Source organism: Streptomyces sp. NPDC055243 (genome assembly GCF_044544025.1).
Classification (GTDB): Bacteria; Actinomycetota; Actinomycetes; order Streptomycetales; family Streptomycetaceae; genus Streptomyces.
Window position 1 is genome coordinate 1 of the sequence record NZ_JBITWR010000018.1, and the last position, 17029, is coordinate 17029.

The following is a 17029-nucleotide window of genomic DNA, read 5'->3' on the forward strand; positions in this document are numbered from 1 at the left end:
GTTGATAGGCCAGATCTGGAAGCCCGGCAACGGGTGGAGGTGACTGGTACTAATAGGCCGAGGGCTTGTCCTCAGTTGCTCGCGTCCACTGTGTTAGTTCTGAAACAACGAACAGTTGTGTCGGCTGAACAGCTACACCACTTAATTGAAGAGTGTGCTTGTTCGCTGCCCTGTTTGAGATCCCGCTTTGCGGCGGGATATTTCATAGGGTTTCGGTGGTCATAGCATGAGGGAAACGCCCGGTTACATTCCGAACCCGGAAGCTAAGCCTCATAGCGCCGATGGTACTGCAGGGGGGACCCTGTGGGAGAGTAGGACGCCGCCGAACAATCTTTGGAGGACCCCTGGTCCCAGCGTCCACGCTGGGACCAGGGGTCCTTTTTGTTTTGTCGAAGCGCGCCGGCTACCCGGCTGCGCAAGAATGACTGCGGTACCGAAGACTAGGAGTCACCGATGTCCACCAACTCTCCCGACGAGCGACCGGAGCGCGAGCAGCGCGGCCGGGACGGTGGCGACCGGGGCGGAAACCGTGGCGGCGCACCGCGTCGCGACAACGACCGCAGTGGCGGTGGGCGTCCTCCGTTCCGCCGCGACGACCGTCCCACCTCCGGTGGCCCCCGCCGTGACGACCGTGACCGGGGCGCCCCTCGTCGTGACGACAACCGTGGTGGCAGTGGTGACCGCGGTGGCTTCCGTCGCGATGACAACCGTGGTGGTGGCGGTGACCGTGGCGGTTTCCGTCGTGACGACAACCGTGGTGGTGGCGGTGACCGCGGTGGCTTCCGCCGTGACGACAACCGTGGTGGTGGCGGTGACCGTGGCGGTTTCCGCCGCGATGACAACCGCGGCGGCGGCGATCGTCCTCCGTTCCGTCGTGACGACCGCTCGACCTCCGGCGCTCCGCGTCGTGACGACCGTGGTGGCGGTGACCGTCCCGCGTTCCGTCGTGACGACAACCGTGGCGGCGGTGGCGACCGTGGCGGCTACCGCGGGCGTGACGACCGTGGTGGCGGCGATCGTCCTCCGTTCCGTCGTGATGACCGCTCGACTTCTGGTGCTCCGCGCCGTGACGACCGTGGCGGCGGCGGTGACCGTCTTCCGTTCCGTCGTGATGACCGCTCGACCTCCGGCGCTCCGCGTCGTGACGACCGTGGCGGCGGCGACCGTCCGCCCTTCCGTCGTGACGACCGGCGGGATGACCGTCGTGACGACCGCGGTGGTGACCGTGGCGGCTTCCGTCGTGACGACAACCGTGGTGGCGGCGACCGTCCCGCGTTCCGTCGTGACGGCGACCGTCCGGGCTTCAAGCGCGACGACAACCGTGGCGGTGGAGACCGCGGTGGTTTCCGTCGCGACGACAACCGTGGTGGTGGCGGCGATCGCGGTGGTGACCGGGGTGGCTTCCGTGGGCGCGACGACCGCCGTGACGATCGGCGCGACGACCGACCCCGTGGTGGCGACCGGCCTGCTTTCCAGCGTGACGACAACCGTGGTGGCGGCGACCGTCCCCCGTTCCGCCGTGACGACCGGCGTGACGACCGCGGTGGTGACCGTGGTGGCTTCCGGCGTGATGACCGTGGCAGCGACCGCGGGGGCGACCGTCCCGCGTTCCGTCGTGATGACAACCGTGGTGGTGGCGGCGATCGCGGTGGTGACCGTGGTGGCTTCCGTGGGCGTGACGACCGTGGACCGCGGCGTGACGACAGCCGTGGCGGTGGCGGGTTCCGTGGGCGCGACGACCGGCGTGACGGCGACCGCGGTGGGTACCGCGGACGTGACGACCGTGAGCGCGAGCCCATCAAGCGGCTGCCGATCCCGGACGACGTCACGGGTCACGAGATCGACAAGGACGTACAGCAGGAGCTGCAGAGCCTTCCCAAGGGGCTCGCTGAGGACGTCGCCAGGAACCTGGTGATGGTCGCCAACCTCATCGACGACGACCCCGAGCAGGCGTACGCCTACGCGCGGATCGCGCTGCGGCTCGCCTCGCGCGTCGCCGCCGTACGGGAGGCCGCCGGCTTCGCCGCGTACGCCACCCAGAAGTACAGCGAGGCGCTGTCCGAGTTCCGTGCCGCCCGTCGGATGACCGGCAGCGTCGAGCTCTGGCCCGTCATGGCGGACTGCGAGCGCGGTCTTGGCCGGCCCGAGAAGGCGCTGGACATGGCCGGTGCGCCCGAGGTGCAGAAGCTGGACAAGCCGGGGCAGGTCGAGATGCGTCTCGTCGCCGCCGGTGCGCGGCGTGACCTGGGGCAGATCGATGCCGCCATCGTCACCCTGCAGGGTCCCGAGCTCGGGTCGAACTCCGTCCAGCCCTGGACCGCGCGACTGCGGTACGCGTACGCCGACGCGCTGCTCGCCGCCGGGCGTGAGGACGAGTCGCGCGAGTGGTTCGCGAAGGTCATCGAGTCCGACAAGGACGGCAGCACCGACGCGTCGGACCGTCTCGCCGAGCTGGACGGCGTCGAGTTCGTCGACGTGATGGACGACGACGAGGTGGCGCCGGTCGCGGAGCCCGTGGTCGGCGACGTCACGCCTGCCACCCCCGTCCAGGAGGAGCACGACGAGGACGAGGACGAGGACGAGAGTGACCTGGACGACGACGAAGAAGACGATGAAGAAGACGACGAAGACCGCAAGGTCTGAGCGTTGACCTAGTCGCAGACAACGGGCGGGACCCCACCAGGGGTCCCGCCCGTTGTCGTATGTGCGCTCTGCGCGAGGTTCAGAAGTCGAGGCTGCGCAGGACCAGGCCCGATGCCGGCTTCGGGCCGAAGGACGTGGACTTGCGGGGCATCGTGACCCCCTGACGGGCCAGGTCGCGTACGACCTCTTCGCGGACCGGGTGCATCAGGACGGCCGTACCGCCGTCGCGTTCCGCCTTCTCCACGGTCGCTGCGGTGTCGTGGATGTACGCGATGTGCTCCGGGGCGTCCGGGATCTGCCAGATGTGGTCCAGGAGCGTGGCGTGCAGGACCGTCGCGTCCAGGGTGCGCCAGGCCTCCGGAGGGTCGGCCGGAATCGTACGGGCGAGGAGGTCCGGGGACGGGCGGTCGATGAGGTGGAAGCCGCCGTCACCCGCGAGGAGGAAGGCGTTGCTCTCGGCCGCGGCCTCGCCCAGGGCTTCGAGGGCGTTCGGCAAGGGGCCGTCGACGGCGCGTACGCGGAAGGATTCCTTGATGGCCGCGAGTGCGTCGGAGACCGGGAGGCGGTGCAGGTAGCGGTGGATGGAGCGGACCCGGAGGGGGTAGCGGACGGTGTCCACCAGGAGGACAAGGCCGTAGTCCCAGGGGCCGGCCGTCGTGTGTTCGGAGCGCAGCCGGAGGCTGGTCGCCCAGCGGTGGTGCCCGTCCGCGATCAGGGCCTGGTGGTGCGAGAGATCTGACTGGATCTCGGCGATGTCGGCGGGGTCCGTGACCGCCCACAGGCGGTGGTGGAAGCCGTCCTCCGTGGTCGTCGACAGGAGGGGCTCGGTCACCACGGTGCGCTCGACGACGGCCGTCGCGCCCGTGGCGTCGCCGTTCGAGCGGTAGGTCAGGAGCAGCGGCTCGAGGTTGGCGCTCGTCGCGCGCATCAGGCCCGCGCGGTCCTCCACGACGTGGGACATGACGCCCTCGTGGGGCAGGACGATGCCGTCCGCCGCCTCCGACAGGCGCAGTGCGCCGATGATGCCGCGCTGGAGGATTCCGGCGTCGCGCTGCTCGTAGACGTAGAGGCTGGGCTCCGGGTCGGGCGCGAGGATGCCCCGGGAGAGCCAGGCGTGCAGGGTCTCGGCCGCCTGTTCGTTGCGGGCCGCCGGGGTTATGGCCTGGGGGAGGATCAGCCGGACGATGTTGTGCGGGTCGGCGGACTCCAGGTGCAGCAGGCCGTCGGGCCGTACGACCACGTCGTACGGCGGCGACGTCACGGCGGCAAGGCTGCCGACCTGCTCGGGGACGTAGCGCACGCCTCGGAACGGGATCAGGTCGAGGCCTTGGTCGTCGGTGTGACCCGCTGTGTTCATTGCTGCATCGTATGTGTGTCCGTGGCATGAGCGATGATCGGGGGAGTGAGATCGACAGAGGAGCGATGTGTAATGAGCCAGACCGTCAGGACACGGCCCGAAGGCAGCCGAAATGTGCTGAGCGAGGCCTATGACACGGCGCTGCTCGACCTGGACGGGGTGGTGTACGCGGGCGGTCACGCGATCGCGCACGCCGTCGAGTCGCTGGGGACGGCCCGCGCGGGCGGCATGCATCTCGCGTACGTGACGAACAACGCGCTGCGTACGCCGGACGCGGTGGCCGAACATCTGACGGAGCTCGGCATCCGGACCGGCGCCGCGGACGTCATCACGTCCGCGCAGGCGGCGGCACGCCTGGTGAGCGAGCAAGTGCCCACGGGCGCGCGGGTGTTGGTGGTCGGCGGCGAGGGGCTGCGGGTCGCGCTGCGGGAGCGTGGGCTCGAGCCGGTGGAGTCGGCGGACGACGGTCCGGTGGCGGTCGTGCAGGGGTACGGCGGTCCGGACATGGCGTGGGGGCGGTTCGCCGAGGCCTGCTACGCGATCGCGCGCGGGGTGCCGTGGTTCGCGTCCAACACGGACCTGACGATTCCCGGTGCGCGGGGCATCGCGCCCGGCAATGGCGCCGCGGTCGAGGTCGTACGCATCGCGACGGGCGCGGAGCCGCAGGTGGCGGGCAAGCCGCTGCCGCCGATGCACCGCGAGACGATCCTGCGGACGGGCGCCGAGCGGCCGCTGGTCGTGGGGGACCGGCTCGACACGGACATCGAGGGCGCGTTCAACGGCGAGGTGGACTCGCTGCTCGTCCTGACCGGGGTCACGGACGGCGCCCAGCTGCTCGCGGCCCCGCCCGAGCACCGCCCCACGTACGTGGACGCGGACCTGCGCGGCATGCTCACCGGTCAGCCCGAAGTGACCCCGGTGGAGGGCGGCTTCGGCTGCGGCGGGTGGACGGCGTCGGCGCGGGGGCAGGAGTTGGTGCTCGACGGCGAGGGCGACGCGATGGACGGGCTGCGGGCGCTGTGCGCGGCGGCGTGGACGGAGGCGGGGGACGGGGCGTGCGCGCTGGACGGGGAGAAGGCGTTGTCGCGCCTGGGGGTGTAGCTCTCCCGGGCCTGCCCGCCCGCACGCTTGCCTGCCCGCCCGCCCCACGCTTGCCCGCCCCACGCTTGCCCGCCGCACGGCGAAGCCCCGACCGGCATGTGGTCGGGGCTCCGGCGGCGCAGGGGCCAGGTCAGGCCGTTTCGTTGCGGTCGATCAGCTCGTCCGTGGTGGTGCCCTTGCGCCAGTAGCCGGAGAACGAGATCCGCTTGCGGTCGAAGGCGCGGTCGCTCACCAAGTGGCGGCGGACCGCCTTGACCGTGGCGGACTCGCCCGTGACCCATGCGTACGGGGTGCCCGAAGGCAGCTCCGCGGCGCGGATCGCCGACGTCGTCGAGCCCTCCTGCGTGAGCCAGGTGATCTCGGCGTCGGCCTTCGTGGGCAGCTCCTGCTGGTCCGCGAGGTCGTGCACCTCGATCCAGACGCGGGTCGGCGTGGCCGGCGGGAGCGTTTCGAGGATGGCCGCCACCGCCGGGAGCGCCGACTCGTCGGCGGTCAGGAGGACCCAGTCGGTGTCCTGCGGCGGCCTGAAGTCGTACGCGCCGTTCTCGTCCTCGATCGGGGCGAGCACGCCGATGCGGGCGCCGGGCCCCGCGGACCGCGCCCAGCTGGTGGCCGGGCCGTCGGAGGGTGAGGGCGTCGCGCCGTGGACCGCGAAGTCGACGATCAACTCGTCCGGATCGCGGCGCAGTTCACGCGTGGTGTAGGTGCGCATGATGCCCCGGACGTCGGGATCGAGGGCGCACCAGTCGGCGTACCAGTCGGCCGCGTCCCCGCCGGTGGTGTCCGGCATCACCGGGGCGTCCTGGCCCGGGTGCGGCAGGAAGACCTTGATGCGCTGGTCGCGGCCCGCCGAGGCCATCCGCGCCAGGTCGGCGCCGCCGAGGGCCACGCGGATCATGGACGGGGTGACGTACTCGGTGCGCAGTACGTGGACATCGAAGAAGTGGTACGGGGATGCGGTCATCAGGTGAGCCTCTTCGACTTCTCGATGGCGGTGGCGAGTCGTTCGAGCACGGGTGCGTAGCCGGCGTAGCTGTAGCGCTCCTCCATCGACCAGGGCACGGTCTGATCGGCCTTGACGGCGGGGAGCAGCTCCCAGGTGGGTTTCTCCGCGAGCTGCCCGGGGGTCAGCGCGGACTCACGGTTGTCGATCATGATCAGGTCGGCGTGGTACTTGTCGGCGTTCTCCCAGCTGAGGAACTCCCAGAAGCCCCACTCGTCGACCTTCTTGCCCTCGACGAACTCGACGCCGAGGTCCTTGAAGTAGTTCAGGTCGCAGTAGGAGTCCGGCACGGCGACGTAGAACTGGTCGGCGTCGCCGGTCATCGCGAGGACCTTCAGGCCGGGGTTGGCCTTCGCCGCCTTGCGCAGCCGGCGCTCGGCCTTGTCGAAGCGGGCCTTGGCGGCCTTCACCTTCGCCGTCTCCAGGTCCGCGCCGAGGGCTTCGGCGAGCTCGGTGTAGCGCCTCAGCGGGTCCAGGAGCGAGGTCCGGGCGCCCTTGATGCCGACGGTGGGCGCGAGAGCCTCGATCTTCTTGGTGCTGTCCTCGGGGACGAACCAGAGGGCGGGCGGCGGGAACATGTTGCTGATCAGGAGGTCGGGGTCCAGGCCCGCGTACTTCTCGATGTTGAACTGGTTGAAGGACTGGCCCAGGCTGGTCAGTTTGTCGACATCGAGGTCGCCCGCCTGCGGGTTGGGCTTGCCGTCCACCGGCTTGGAGGGGCCGAAGACGCCGGTGCACTCGATGTCGTAGTCGTGCAGGGCGGCCGCCGTGCTGACGTAGGCGACGATGTTCTTCGGGGTGTGGTCGACCTTGGCGGTCCTGCCGCGGTCGTCCTTGAAGCTCCAGGGCTTGGAGCCCGCGCTCTTCTTCCCGGACTTCTCGTCGCTCCCGCAGGCGCTGAGCAGGGCGCCGATGCCGAGGGCGCCGCCGGAGGCGAGCAGGCCGCGGCGGGACATGCCTCTGGAGGCGAGGGGGCGGTGGGTGGTGGACATCAGGCTGCCGCCTTCTTCGACTTGTCGACGGCTGCCGCGAGCCGCTCGATGAGCGGCGCGTAGCCGGCGTGACTGAACTGGGCCTCGTTGTGCCAGGAGATGACCTGGCCGGCCCCGACCGCGGGGAGTTTCGCCCAGGTGGGCTTGGACTTCTTGAGCTCGGCGGGCTGGAGGTTGCCCGTCCGTCCGTCGACGAGGATCAGATCCGCCGCGTACCTGTCGGCGTTCTCCCAGCCCAGCTCCTGGAAGAAGCCGCCCTTGGCCGTCTTCGCCGGGGTGACGAACTCGACGCCCAGGTCGGCGTAGTGGCGCAGGTCGGTGAAGTCGGCCGGATCGCCCACGTAGAGCAGGTCGGCCTGCGCAGAGACCGCCATGACCTTGAGGCCGCCTCGGGCCTTCGCCGCCTTCGCGGACCTGCGCAGGGTCTCGTTGGCCGCCTCGAAGCGCTTCTTCGCGGCGGTGACCTTCTCCGCCGCGAGGTCGGCGCCGAGGGATGCGGCGAGTTCGGCGAAGCGGCCGATCGCCTGGGTCAGGGAGGTCCTGCCGGTGAGGATGCCGACGGTGGGTGCGAGCGAGGTGATCTTCTTGGCGGATTCCTCGGGGACGTACCAGAGCGTCGGTGACGCGTTCATCGTGCTGACGAGGAGCTCGGGGCGGAGCTTCGCGTACTTCTCGATGCTGAACTCGCCCCAGGTGTTGCCGATGACGGTCACCTTGTCGACATCGAGGTCGGCGGCCTGTACGTCGGGTTCGCCGTTCTTCAGCTTCGTCGGGCCGAAGACGCCGGTGCACTCGACGCCGAGGTCGTGCAGCGCGGCGGCGGCGCCGATGTAGGCGACGATGCGGCGCGGGCGGTTCGCGGCCTTCGCGGTGGTTCCGCGGTCGTCCTCGAAGCTCCAGGCCGAGCCTCCGCCTGACGATTTCGCGCCGTCGCCGCCTCCGCCGCATGCTGACAGGAGTCCGCCGACACCGAGGGCGCCGCCCGCACCGAGCAGACCACGACGGGTCAGGGCGGGAGGTATCGGGCGGCGGGCACGCATCGGTGGTGCTTCTCTCGTCGAAGTCAAGTGCGAGGGTAGGCTAACCTAACCTGGTGTTGGTCGACAGTCCCCCCGAAGCCAGCGCGGAGACCGCCCCCGCGCCACCCAACCGCCGTGCGATACGCAGCGCCGGGCTCCTCGTCTCGGTCTGTGTGCTGCTGCTCGTCGTCGTGGCGAGCATCGCGGTCGGTGCCAAACAGATGTCCCTCGACCAGGTCTGGCACGGTCTCTTCCAGGACACCGGGACGTACGGCGATGTCGTCGTCGGAGAGCGGCTCTCGCGGACGCTGCTCGGCGTGCTCGTCGGTGTGGCCCTGGGCCTGGCCGGCGCCGTCCTGCAGGCGCTGACGCGCAACCCGCTGGCCGACCCGGGACTGCTCGGCATCAACCTCGGCGCCTCGGCCGCCGTCGTCACCGCCATCAGCTTCTTCGGCGTCACCTCGCTGAGCGGCTACGTGTGGTTCGCCTTCGCCGGAGCGGCGGTCGTCGGCGCCGCCGTCTACGTCCTCGGCGGCACGCGCAACGCGACCCCGGTGCGCCTCGCGCTCGCCGGAACCGCGATGAGCGCCGCGCTCTACGGCTATCTCCAGGCCGTGATGATCACGGACAACGCCGCGCTCAACAAGATGCGCTTCTGGACGGTCGGCTCCCTGGCCTCGGCCAAGACCGAGACCATCCTTCAGGTCCTGCCCTTCCTGGTGATCGGCATCGTGCTCGCCCTCGGCCTCGCACGGCCGCTCAACGCCATGGCCATGGGCGACGACACCGCCCGCGCGCTCGGCGCCCATCTCAACCGCACCCGCGCCCTGTCCATGGCCGCAGCGACCCTGCTCTGCGGGGCCGCGACCGCGGCCTGCGGGCCCATCATGTTCGTCGGCCTGATGGTGCCGCACGTCGTGCGCTCCTTCACCGGACCCGACATGCGCTGGATCCTGCCGTACGCGGCGATCCTCTCGCCGGTGCTGCTGCTCGGCGCCGACGTCATCGGACGCGTCGTCGCGCGGCCCGCGGAACTGCAGGTCGGCATCATCACCGCGTTGATCGGCGCACCGGTCTTCATCTTTCTCGTACGACGGCGGAGGCTGGCTCAGCTGTGAAGGCGATACGCACCCGGGGCGGGCTCAGCTTCCGCCTCGACGTCCGCACGGCCGTGGTCGTCGCCGTGCTCATCGTGGCCGCGCTCGCTGCGAGCGTCGTCCTGATCGGCACCGGCGACTTCTACATCCCCACGGCCGACGTCATCCGCACCCTGCTCGGCAACGGAGACGCCGGGCAGGAGTTCATCATCAACGACCTGCGGCTTCCGCGGGTCATCGTCGGCCTCCTGGTGGGCGCCGCGCTCGGGCTCGGCGGCGCGATCTTCCAGTCCATCTCGCGCAACCCGCTGGGCAGTCCGGACATCCTCGGCCTCGGGCAGGGGTCCACCGCCGGGGCGCTCATCATGATCGTCCTCTTCCAGGGCAGCGCGGCGCAGGTCGCGGGCGGCGCCCTCGTGGGCGGTCTGGTGACCGGCTTCGCGATCTACGTGCTCGCCTGGAAGCGGGGGGTGCACGGCTTCCGGTTCGTCCTGGTCGGCATCGGCGTCTCCGCCTTCGTCACCGCGATCAACGGCTATCTGCTCACCAAGGCGGACCTCGTCGACGCCGCGCGCGCCGTCGTCTGGATGACCGGCTCGCTCAACGGCCGGGACTGGGAGCAGGTCTGGCCGCTGCTCATCCTGTGCGCGATCCTCGTGCCGCTCGTCATGGCCTACGCCCGTCCGCTGCGGATGCTGGAGATGGGCGACGACGTCGGCTACGCGCTCGGCGTGCCCGTCGAGCGCACCCGCATCGTCCTGATGGCCTCGGCGGTGCTGCTCACCGCGGCCGCCACCGCCGCGGCGGGCCCCGTCAGCTTCGTCGCGCTCACCGCGCCGCAGCTGGCCAGGCGGCTCACCCGCTCGCCTGGGCCCAACCTGATGCCCGCGATGTTCATGGGCGCCACCCTGCTGATCGTCGCGGACTGGGCCTCGCAGCGGGCCTTCGGCGCCGACCAGCTGCCCGTCGGCGTGGTCACCGGCGTGCTCGGCGGCATCTATCTGCTGTGGCTCCTGGTCATCGAGCGCAAGGCGGGGCGCATATGAAGACGCGCACGGCCACGAACACGAACACCTCTCAGAGCACCGACAGGCAGGAGCGTGCCGCAGTGAACCGGCTCATCGCGGACGACGTGACCCTTGGCTACGACCAGCGCGTCATCGCCGAGAAGTTGTCCGTCGAGATACCCGACAACTCCTTCACGGTGATCGTCGGACCGAACGCCTGCGGCAAGTCCACCCTGCTGCGCGCCCTGTCCCGGATGCTCAAGCCCTCGGCCGGCCGTGTCCTGCTGGACGGCAGCGTCATCCAGTCGATGCCCGCGAAGAAGGTGGCACGGACGCTCGGCCTGCTCCCGCAGTCCTCGATCGCGCCCGACGGGATCACGGTGGGCGACCTGGTGGCCCGCGGCCGCTACCCCCACCAGGGGCTGCTTCGGCAGTGGTCGGCGGAGGACGAGCGGATCGTGGGCGAGTCGATGGCGTCGACCGGCGTCGCCGAACTGGCCGATCGCTATGTCGACGAACTCTCCGGCGGACAGCGCCAGCGCGTCTGGATCGCGATGGCGCTCGCCCAGCAGACCCCGCTGCTGCTCCTGGACGAGCCGACGACGTACCTCGACATCCAGCACCAGATCGACGTGCTCGACCTGTGCGCCGACCTCCACGAGGAGCAGGGCCGCACGCTGGTCGCCGTCCTGCACGACCTCAACCACGCGGCCCGGTACGCCACCCACCTCATCGCCCTGCGCGACGGCGCGGTCGTGGCCGAGGGCGCGCCGTCCGACGTCGTCACGACGGAGCTGGTGCGGGACACCTTCGGGATGGACTGCCAGATCATCGAGGACCCGGAGTCGGGGACACCGCTGGTGGTGCCCGCGGCGCGCCGTGGCCGCAAGAAGCCCGCGGCCGGGACGGTGGCCGACGCGGGGGCTAGAGCAGCGACCTGAGGCGGAGCATGTCGCGCAGGCCCGCCTCCAGCTTGACCCGGCCGGAGGCCCAGGCCTTCGCGAAGTTCAGCTCGCCGTCCACCAGTGCCACCAGGTCGTCGCCGGACATGGCGAGGCGGATCTCGGCCTTCTCCCGAGGAGCGCCGGGATGCGTGTCGAGCACCGTGATCCGGCCGTTCTGGAGGCGGCCCGTGAAGGTCACGTCGAGATCCGTGATGCGGCAGCTCAACGAGCGGTCGAGCGCGGCAGCGCCGCGCACGCCGTCTTCGGCGCCCGCCAGGTTGTCGCTGAGTTTGTCGAGCGCCGTACGGCACTCTTCGATCGTCGCCATCGTGATCGACGGTACCGCAGCGCTTCGAGGTAGCGTCGTGGCATGAACGACTCGATGCCGGGCCCCGAGCCTGAGCCGGTGGAGCCCCTGGCCCCCGAGGCCGAGGCGGAGACGTACGACCCCGTGGGGCCCGCGCCCCTGGGAGTGGAGCGTGTCCCGACCGGTGACGCGGAGGTCGACGGCCTGCTGCGGCGGCTCGGCGACGCCGACCACCTCGCCACGGACGGCCACATCGAGGTGTACGAGGATGTACACCGGGGACTGCGGGACGCGCTGACCGCGCTCGACGCACGCCCCGGGCCGCCGGCGCCCTCGCCCATGGGGACGCCCGCGGCTTCGTCCCAGCACTCACCCCCGTACAACAGGAGCTGAACAGAACGTGGCAGGAGTGGCACGCCGCCGCCTCGACGCCGAACTGGTCCGCCGCAAGCTGGCGCGCTCGCGCGAGCACGCGAGCCAGCTGATCGCCGCAGGCCGGGTGACCGTCGACAAGAACACCGCGACGAAGCCCGCGACGCAGGTGGAGACCGCCGCAGCCATCGTGGTCGCGACCGACGACAGCGATCCCGACTACGTCTCGCGCGGCGGCCACAAGCTGGCGGGCGCGTTCGCCGCGTTCGTGCCGCAGGGCCTGGTCGTCGAGGGGCGACGCGCGCTCGACGCGGGCGCCTCCACCGGCGGCTTCACCGATGTGCTGCTGCGCGCCGGTGCCTCGGGCGTCGTCGCCGTGGACGTCGGGTACGGGCAGCTCGCCTGGTCGCTGCAGAGCGACGACCGGGTCACCGTCAAGGACCGCACGAACGTACGGGAGTTGACGCTGGAGACCATCGACGGCACCCCCGTCGACCTGGTCGTCGGCGACCTCTCGTTCATCCCGCTCGGCCTGGTGCTTCCCGCCCTCGTGCGGTGCGCCGCGCCGGACGCGGACCTGGTCCTGATGGTCAAGCCGCAGTTCGAGGTCGGCAAGGAACGCCTGGGCACCGGCGGTGTCGTGCGCAGCACGGAACTGCGGGCCGACGCCGTACGCGGTGTGGCGCGCCAGGCATGGGGGCTCGGGCTCGGTGTGCGTGGCGTGACTGCGAGCCCGCTGCCCGGGCCTTCCGGAAATGTCGAGTACTTTCTGTGGCTGCGTGCCGGGGCGCCCGAACTCGACCCGGCGGACGTTGACCGTGCCGTGGCGGAGGGGCCCCGTTGACTCAGGACCGAGTGACCCAGACCCGAGCTCGTACCGTTTTCCTGCTCGCGCACACCGGACGGCCCGCGGCCATCCGCAGTGCCGAACTCGTCGTCCAGGGGCTGCTGCGCAGCGGCATCGGCGTACGGGTCCTTGAGGCGGAGGCGGCCGATCTGCCGCTGCCGCCCGAGGTCGGCACGGTGAAGGAGGCCACCCCGCAGTGCCTCGACGGCTGTGAACTGCTCGTCGTGCTCGGCGGCGACGGAACGCTGCTGCGCGGCGCCGAGTTCGCCCGCGCCTCCGGGGTGCCGATGCTCGGCGTGAACCTGGGCCGCGTCGGCTTCCTCGCCGAGGCCGAGCGCGACGACCTGGACAAGGTCGTCGACCGGGTGGTCACCAAGGCCTACGAGGTCGAGGAGCGGATGACCATCGACGTCGTCGTGCACAGCAACGGCGACGTCGTGCACCGTGACTGGGCGCTCAACGAAGCCGCCGTGCAGAAGATGTCGGCCGAGCGGATGCTGGAGGTCGTCCTGGAGATCGACGGCCGTCCGGTCACCGGCTTCGGCTGCGACGGCATCGTCTGCGCCACTCCGACCGGCTCCACCGCGTACGCCTTCTCCGCGGGCGGGCCCGTGGTGTGGCCGGAGGTGGAGGCGCTCCTGATGGTGCCGATCAGCGCCCACGCCCTGTTCGCCAAGCCCCTGGTGACCTCGCCGGACTCGGTGCTCGCCGTCGAGGTCCAGCAGCACACGCCGCACGGGGTGCTGTGGTGCGACGGGCGGCGGACCGTGGAGCTGCCGCCGGGGGCGCGGGTGGAGGTGCGCAGGGGCGGGGTGCCGGTGCGGCTCGCGCGGCTGCACCACGCTTCGTTCACCGACCGGCTCGTGGCCAAGTTCGCCCTGCCGGTCTCGGGGTGGCGCGGGGCGCCGCACTAGCGCTCCGCTGGATGGGCGGTCCGATGGGTGGTTCGTGTGGGCTGCGGGGGCGGGACACTGCGGGCAGCTCGTGGCTGGTCGCGCAGTTCCCCGCGCCCCTGATGGGGCGCAGCCCCCTCGGCGGCTGCTCGCGCGCCTCTACGTGGCGCAGACCACGGAGATGGCCCGCTTCCGCATGACCGCGAGTACCGGAAGCCCCGTCGCCAGCAGCGTGAGCAGCAACGTGCCCGCCGCGATCCCCGCGGGCACGCCCCACGGCAGGTGGGGGAGCGACGAGCCGAAGGCCGTGCTGAGGATCGGGGCCAGTGTGCCGAGCGCGATCGCGGTGCCGAGCAGCAGCGCGGTCCCCGCCACGACCACGGCCTCCCAGGCCGCCATCACCCGCACCTGGGCGCACTGGCTGCCCACCACCCGCAGCAGGGCGACGTCGCGGCGGCGCTCGAAGGAGATCATGGCGAGGGTGTTCGCCGCGGCGATGGCGGCGAAGCCCGCGTACAGCCCCGTCCCCACGTAGTCGAGCCAGACCTCGCCCGTGCTGCCCGCCGAACCCGTGTGGTGCTGTGCCGTGGTGTGCATGCCGATCTTGGTCAGGCCGAAGCCCACGACCAGGACGAGCGGCACGACCGCGGCGGAGAAGCGGCGGGGCTGCGAGCGGACGTTGAGCATGGCCAGGCGCGCGCTGCTGCCCAGCCGGCCCACCAGCGCGGAGACCAGCCAGGCCGCGGGCCCGATGATCCGCGGGCCGAGCAGCCCCGCGCCGACGCAGAAGAGGATCAGGACGAGGAACGCACCCTCGCTCGCCTCGGCCGCAGGCTGATTCGACAGCAGCACCGCGACCGCGACCGCCCCCGCGACGGCGATCAGACCGAGCGGCGCCCGGAGCATGCCAAGGCCCCGCCGTCCGGTCGCCGCCTCGCTCAGGGCGCGGGCCGGGCGCAGCAGCGAGAACCGCAGCGAGGAGAGGACCGCGGCGAGCGTCGTCGTCACCACGGCCACGCCCAGGCACACCGGCAGGGCGAGCCAGGCGAACCGGAAGTCCGCCTCGGCGGGCAGCAGTCCGTGCGCGACCATGCCCGCGTGCCACCACCGCGCCGCGAAGCCGCCGACGACGAAGCCCGCCAGGGCCGCCGGGATCGACGCGACGAGGGCCTGGACGGCCACCGCGCGGCGGATCTGGCGGGGCTTGGCGCCGATGGAACGGACCAGGGCCAGCTCGCGGTGCTGCTGCGTGACGGCCGTGCCCATCGTCGACGCGACCACGAATATCGACATGTAGATGGAACCGATCAACAGGACGACGGCCATGTCGCCCACGCCGTTCTCGCTGATCTGCCTGCGGGCCCGCGCGGAGAGCCCGTCGGTGCCCGTCGCGGCGAGCATCATCGTCGAGGCGCTCACCACCGTCGCAGCGAAGAGCGCGGCCACCGCCGTGCCTACGAACGCCGGGCGATGCGCCCGCAGTGCCGCCTGTGCCAGTCCCGTTCCCATACCGATCAGACTGAGGTGCCGGGGCACCCGCGCACCAGGAGGCCGGCAGGAAGATCATGGTGGGGAAATCCCCACCCCCCTGCGGGTGACAGAGTCCGTTCGGTCCGCCTTTGCCACCTGCGTCTTCGCGGACGAAGGGCGGCGGGAGGCCAGGGCCCGTCGCACACCTGGCCCATGACCTCGTAAGGTCGTGTCCGTGTTGGAGGAGATGCGGATACGGTCGCTCGGAGTCATCGACGACGCAGTGGTCGAGCTGTCGCCGGGGTTCACCGCCGTGACCGGCGAGACCGGTGCGGGCAAGACGATGGTGGTCACCAGCCTTGGCCTGCTGCTCGGCGGACGCGCGGATCCCGCTTTGGTGCGGATCGGCGCCAAGGCGGCGGTGGTGGAGGGGCGGATCACTGTGCCCGCGGGCGCCTCGGCCGCCGTGCGCGCCGAGGAGGCGGGGGCCGAACTCGACGACGGGGCGTTGCTGATCAGTCGTACGGTCTCGGCGGAGGGGAGATCCCGGGCGCACCTGGGCGGTCGGTCGGTGCCGGTGGGTCTGCTGGCCGAACTCGCCGACGACCTCGTCGCGGTGCACGGTCAGACGGACCAGCAGGGGCTGCTCAAGCCGGCCAGGCAGCGGGGCGCGCTCGACCGTTACGCGGGCGACGCGGTCACCGTGCCGCTGGCCAAGTACACGGCGGCGTACCGCAGGCTGCGGGCCGTGACGACCGAGGTCGACGAGATCACCACGCGGGCGCGTGAGCGGGCCCAGGAGGCCGATCTGCTGCGTTTCGGCCTCGAGGAGATCGCCGGAGTGGAGCCGCTCGCGGGCGAGGACACCGAACTGGCCGCCGAGGCCGAGCGCCTCGGCCACGCGGAGGCGCTCGCCTCCGCCGCCACGTCCGCGCACGCCGCCCTCGCGGGTAACCCCGAGGACCCGGAGGGGGTCGACGCCACGACGCTGGTCGCGGGCGCCCACCGGGCTCTTGAAGCGGTGCGTTCGCACGACCCCGCCCTGGCCACGCTGGCCGAGCGGATCGGCGAGATCGGGATCCTGCTGGGCGATGTGGCGGGGGAGCTCGCCGGGTACGCCGATGACCTGGACGCCGATCCGCTGCGCCTGGCGGCGGTGGAGGAGCGGCGGGCCGCGCTCACCCAGCTGACCCGGAAGTACGGCTCCGACATCGACACCGTGCTCGCCTGGGCCGAGGAGGGGGCCGCGCGGCTCACCGAACTCGAGGGCGACGACGACCGCCTGGAAGAGCTGACCGCGGAGCGGGACGCGCTCCGGAGCGAATTGGCCGGACTCGCGCAGGCGTTGACCGACGCGCGGCAGGAGGCGGCGTCGCGGTTCGCGGCGGCCGTCACCGAGGAGCTGGCCTCGCTTGCGATGCCGCACGCGCGCGTGACGATCGACATCACCGCCACGGAGGTGCCGGAGGGCGCGGACGGCGTGCCGGTCGACGGACGCCTCGTCGCGTACGGCCCGGCGGGTGTCGACGAGGTGGAACTCCTCCTCGCACCGCATCCGGGGGCCCCGCCGCGGCCGATCGCCAAGGGCGCGTCCGGCGGTGAGCTGTCGCGCGTGATGCTCGCCGTCGAGGTCGTCTTCGCGGGCACGGACCCCGTCCCGACGTACCTCTTCGACGAGGTCGACGCGGGCGTCGGCGGCAAGGCGGCGGTCGAGATCGGCCGCAGGCTCGCAAGGCTGGCCAAGTCCGCGCAGGTCGTGGTCGTGACGCACCTTCCGCAGGTGGCGGCGTTCGCCGACCGGCAGCTGCTGGTCGAGAAGACCAACGACGGGTCCGTCACCCGCTCCGGGGTCCTGGTGCTCGAAGGGGAGGACCGGGTGCGGGAGTTGTCGCGGATGCTGGCGGGCCAGGAGGACTCGGAGACCGCGCGGGCCCATGCGGAGGAGTTGCTGGCGACGGCTCGGGGGGACGGGTAGGG

At 71.5% G+C, this 17029-nt stretch carries 15 protein-coding genes, 1 rRNA gene and 1 pseudogene; 11 read left to right on the forward strand and 6 right to left on the reverse strand.

Going from position 1 to position 17029, the window contains the following annotated elements; genetic code table 11:
• The first annotated feature begins 211 nt into the window (after positions 1 to 211).
• The 3 genes and pseudogenes from rrf (at position 212) to ACIGXX_RS36405 (ending at position 2643) form a co-directional block, all read left to right on the forward strand.
• Positions 212 to 328 (forward strand): 5S ribosomal RNA (gene rrf / locus ACIGXX_RS36395).
• A 350-nt stretch (positions 329 to 678) separates the two neighbouring features.
• Positions 679 to 1764, forward strand: a pseudogene (locus ACIGXX_RS36400) (hypothetical protein); the annotation flags it as partial.
• Positions 1765 to 1806: 42 nt separating this feature from the next.
• Positions 1807 to 2643: a hypothetical protein gene (locus ACIGXX_RS36405; protein WP_361469960.1), complete on the forward strand. Its 837-nt coding sequence runs from the start codon at positions 1807 to 1809 to the stop codon at positions 2641 to 2643.
• 79 nt (positions 2644 to 2722) lie between these two features.
• On the opposite strand, the gene ACIGXX_RS36410 is transcribed toward ACIGXX_RS36405, so the two are convergent.
• Positions 2723 to 4000: a DUF1015 domain-containing protein gene (locus ACIGXX_RS36410; protein ID WP_399982317.1), complete on the reverse strand. Its 1278-nt coding sequence runs from the start codon at positions 3998 to 4000 to the stop codon at positions 2723 to 2725.
• Between the two features lie 72 nt (positions 4001 to 4072).
• On the opposite strand from ACIGXX_RS36410, the gene ACIGXX_RS36415 reads away from it, so the two are divergent.
• Positions 4073 to 5101 (forward strand): HAD hydrolase-like protein, encoded by a 1029-nt coding sequence (locus tag ACIGXX_RS36415; RefSeq protein WP_399982320.1) that lies wholly within the window; start codon positions 4073 to 4075, stop codon positions 5099 to 5101.
• Between the two features lie 130 nt (positions 5102 to 5231).
• Here ACIGXX_RS36415 and ACIGXX_RS36420 read toward each other — a convergent pair whose 3' ends face one another.
• The 3 genes from ACIGXX_RS36420 to ACIGXX_RS36430 are packed head-to-tail and all read right to left on the reverse strand — an operon-like array spanning position 5232 to position 8136.
• Entirely contained in the window at positions 5232 to 6065 is an 834-nt protein-coding gene (locus ACIGXX_RS36420; protein WP_361469853.1) for a siderophore-interacting protein, read from the reverse strand.
• Positions 6065 to 7096, reverse strand: coding sequence for an ABC transporter substrate-binding protein (locus ACIGXX_RS36425; protein ID WP_399982324.1), 1032 nt, complete (start codon positions 7094 to 7096; stop codon positions 6065 to 6067). Before ACIGXX_RS36425 ends, ACIGXX_RS36420 begins: the two co-directional genes overlap by 1 nt.
• A complete protein-coding gene (locus ACIGXX_RS36430) occupies positions 7096 to 8136 on the reverse strand; it encodes an ABC transporter substrate-binding protein (protein ID WP_399982327.1) in 1041 nt (346 codons plus the stop codon). Before ACIGXX_RS36430 ends, ACIGXX_RS36425 begins: the two co-directional genes overlap by 1 nt.
• A 53-nt stretch (positions 8137 to 8189) precedes the next feature.
• Between ACIGXX_RS36430 and ACIGXX_RS36435 the strand changes: the two genes are divergently transcribed.
• From ACIGXX_RS36435 to ACIGXX_RS36445, 3 genes are read left to right on the forward strand one after another with little or no spacing between them, the layout of a single operon-like run.
• Positions 8190 to 9233, forward strand: coding sequence for an iron chelate uptake ABC transporter family permease subunit (locus ACIGXX_RS36435; RefSeq protein ID WP_351171169.1), 1044 nt, complete (start codon positions 8190 to 8192; stop codon positions 9231 to 9233).
• Complete coding sequence (locus ACIGXX_RS36440) at positions 9230 to 10258, forward strand: iron chelate uptake ABC transporter family permease subunit (protein WP_351171172.1); 1029 nt, start codon at positions 9230 to 9232, stop codon at positions 10256 to 10258. Before ACIGXX_RS36435 ends, ACIGXX_RS36440 begins: the two co-directional genes overlap by 4 nt.
• A complete protein-coding gene (locus ACIGXX_RS36445; protein ID WP_351171175.1) occupies positions 10255 to 11160 on the forward strand; it encodes an ABC transporter ATP-binding protein in 906 nt (301 codons plus the stop codon). Before ACIGXX_RS36440 ends, ACIGXX_RS36445 begins: the two co-directional genes overlap by 4 nt.
• On the opposite strand, the gene ACIGXX_RS36450 is transcribed toward ACIGXX_RS36445, so the two are convergent.
• Positions 11144 to 11491, reverse strand: coding sequence for an alkyl sulfatase C-terminal domain-containing protein (locus ACIGXX_RS36450; RefSeq protein ID WP_361469860.1), 348 nt, complete (start codon positions 11489 to 11491; stop codon positions 11144 to 11146). The two genes, ACIGXX_RS36445 and ACIGXX_RS36450, sit on opposite strands and share 17 nt — an antisense overlap.
• Positions 11492 to 11533: 42 nt before the next feature.
• Between ACIGXX_RS36450 and ACIGXX_RS36455 the strand changes: the two genes are divergently transcribed.
• From ACIGXX_RS36455 to ACIGXX_RS36465, 3 genes are read left to right on the forward strand one after another with little or no spacing between them, the layout of a single operon-like run.
• Positions 11534 to 11863, forward strand: coding sequence for a hypothetical protein (locus tag ACIGXX_RS36455; protein WP_351171181.1), 330 nt, complete (start codon positions 11534 to 11536; stop codon positions 11861 to 11863).
• A 7-nt stretch (positions 11864 to 11870) separates the two neighbouring features.
• A complete protein-coding gene (locus tag ACIGXX_RS36460) occupies positions 11871 to 12686 on the forward strand; it encodes a TlyA family RNA methyltransferase (protein WP_351171184.1) in 816 nt (271 codons plus the stop codon).
• An 11-nt stretch (positions 12687 to 12697) separates the two neighbouring features.
• On the forward strand, positions 12698 to 13603 hold the full coding sequence (locus tag ACIGXX_RS36465; protein WP_351171187.1) for an NAD kinase: 906 nt from the start codon (positions 12698 to 12700) through the stop codon (positions 13601 to 13603).
• A gap of 138 nt (positions 13604 to 13741) precedes the next feature.
• On the opposite strand, the gene ACIGXX_RS36470 is transcribed toward ACIGXX_RS36465, so the two are convergent.
• Complete coding sequence (locus ACIGXX_RS36470) at positions 13742 to 15091, reverse strand: FtsX-like permease family protein (RefSeq protein WP_399982336.1); 1350 nt, start codon at positions 15089 to 15091, stop codon at positions 13742 to 13744.
• Positions 15092 to 15299: 208 nt separating this feature from the next.
• Between ACIGXX_RS36470 and recN the strand changes: the two genes are divergently transcribed.
• Positions 15300 to 17027 carry a DNA repair protein RecN gene (gene recN / locus ACIGXX_RS36475; protein WP_361469962.1) on the forward strand — a complete coding sequence of 576 codons (1728 nt, stop codon included), beginning with the start codon at positions 15300 to 15302 and terminating at the stop codon, positions 17025 to 17027.
• Positions 17028 to 17029 lie beyond the last annotated feature (2 nt).

Bases quoted from the DNA above. Each gene is read 5' to 3' on its own strand.
- ACIGXX_RS36410 (WP_399982317.1), bottom strand. From the start codon at position 4,000: ATGAACACAGCGGGTCACACCGACGACCAAGGCCTCGACCTGATCCCG.
- ACIGXX_RS36415 (WP_399982320.1), top strand. From the start codon at position 4,073: ATGAGCCAGACCGTCAGGACACGGCCCGAAGGCAGCCGAAATGTGCTG.
- ACIGXX_RS36420 (WP_361469853.1), bottom strand. From the start codon at position 6,065: ATGACCGCATCCCCGTACCACTTCTTCGATGTCCACGTACTGCGCACC.
- ACIGXX_RS36425 (WP_399982324.1), bottom strand. From the start codon at position 7,096: ATGTCCACCACCCACCGCCCCCTCGCCTCCAGAGGCATGTCCCGCCGC.
- ACIGXX_RS36430 (WP_399982327.1), bottom strand. From the start codon at position 8,136: ATGCGTGCCCGCCGCCCGATACCTCCCGCCCTGACCCGTCGTGGTCTG.
- ACIGXX_RS36445 (WP_351171175.1), top strand. From the start codon at position 10,255: ATGAAGACGCGCACGGCCACGAACACGAACACCTCTCAGAGCACCGAC.
- ACIGXX_RS36450 (WP_361469860.1), bottom strand. From the start codon at position 11,491: ATGGCGACGATCGAAGAGTGCCGTACGGCGCTCGACAAACTCAGCGAC.
- ACIGXX_RS36455 (WP_351171181.1), top strand. From the start codon at position 11,534: ATGAACGACTCGATGCCGGGCCCCGAGCCTGAGCCGGTGGAGCCCCTG.
- ACIGXX_RS36470 (WP_399982336.1), bottom strand. From the start codon at position 15,091: ATGGGAACGGGACTGGCACAGGCGGCACTGCGGGCGCATCGCCCGGCG.
- recN (WP_361469962.1), top strand. From the start codon at position 15,300: ATGCGGATACGGTCGCTCGGAGTCATCGACGACGCAGTGGTCGAGCTG.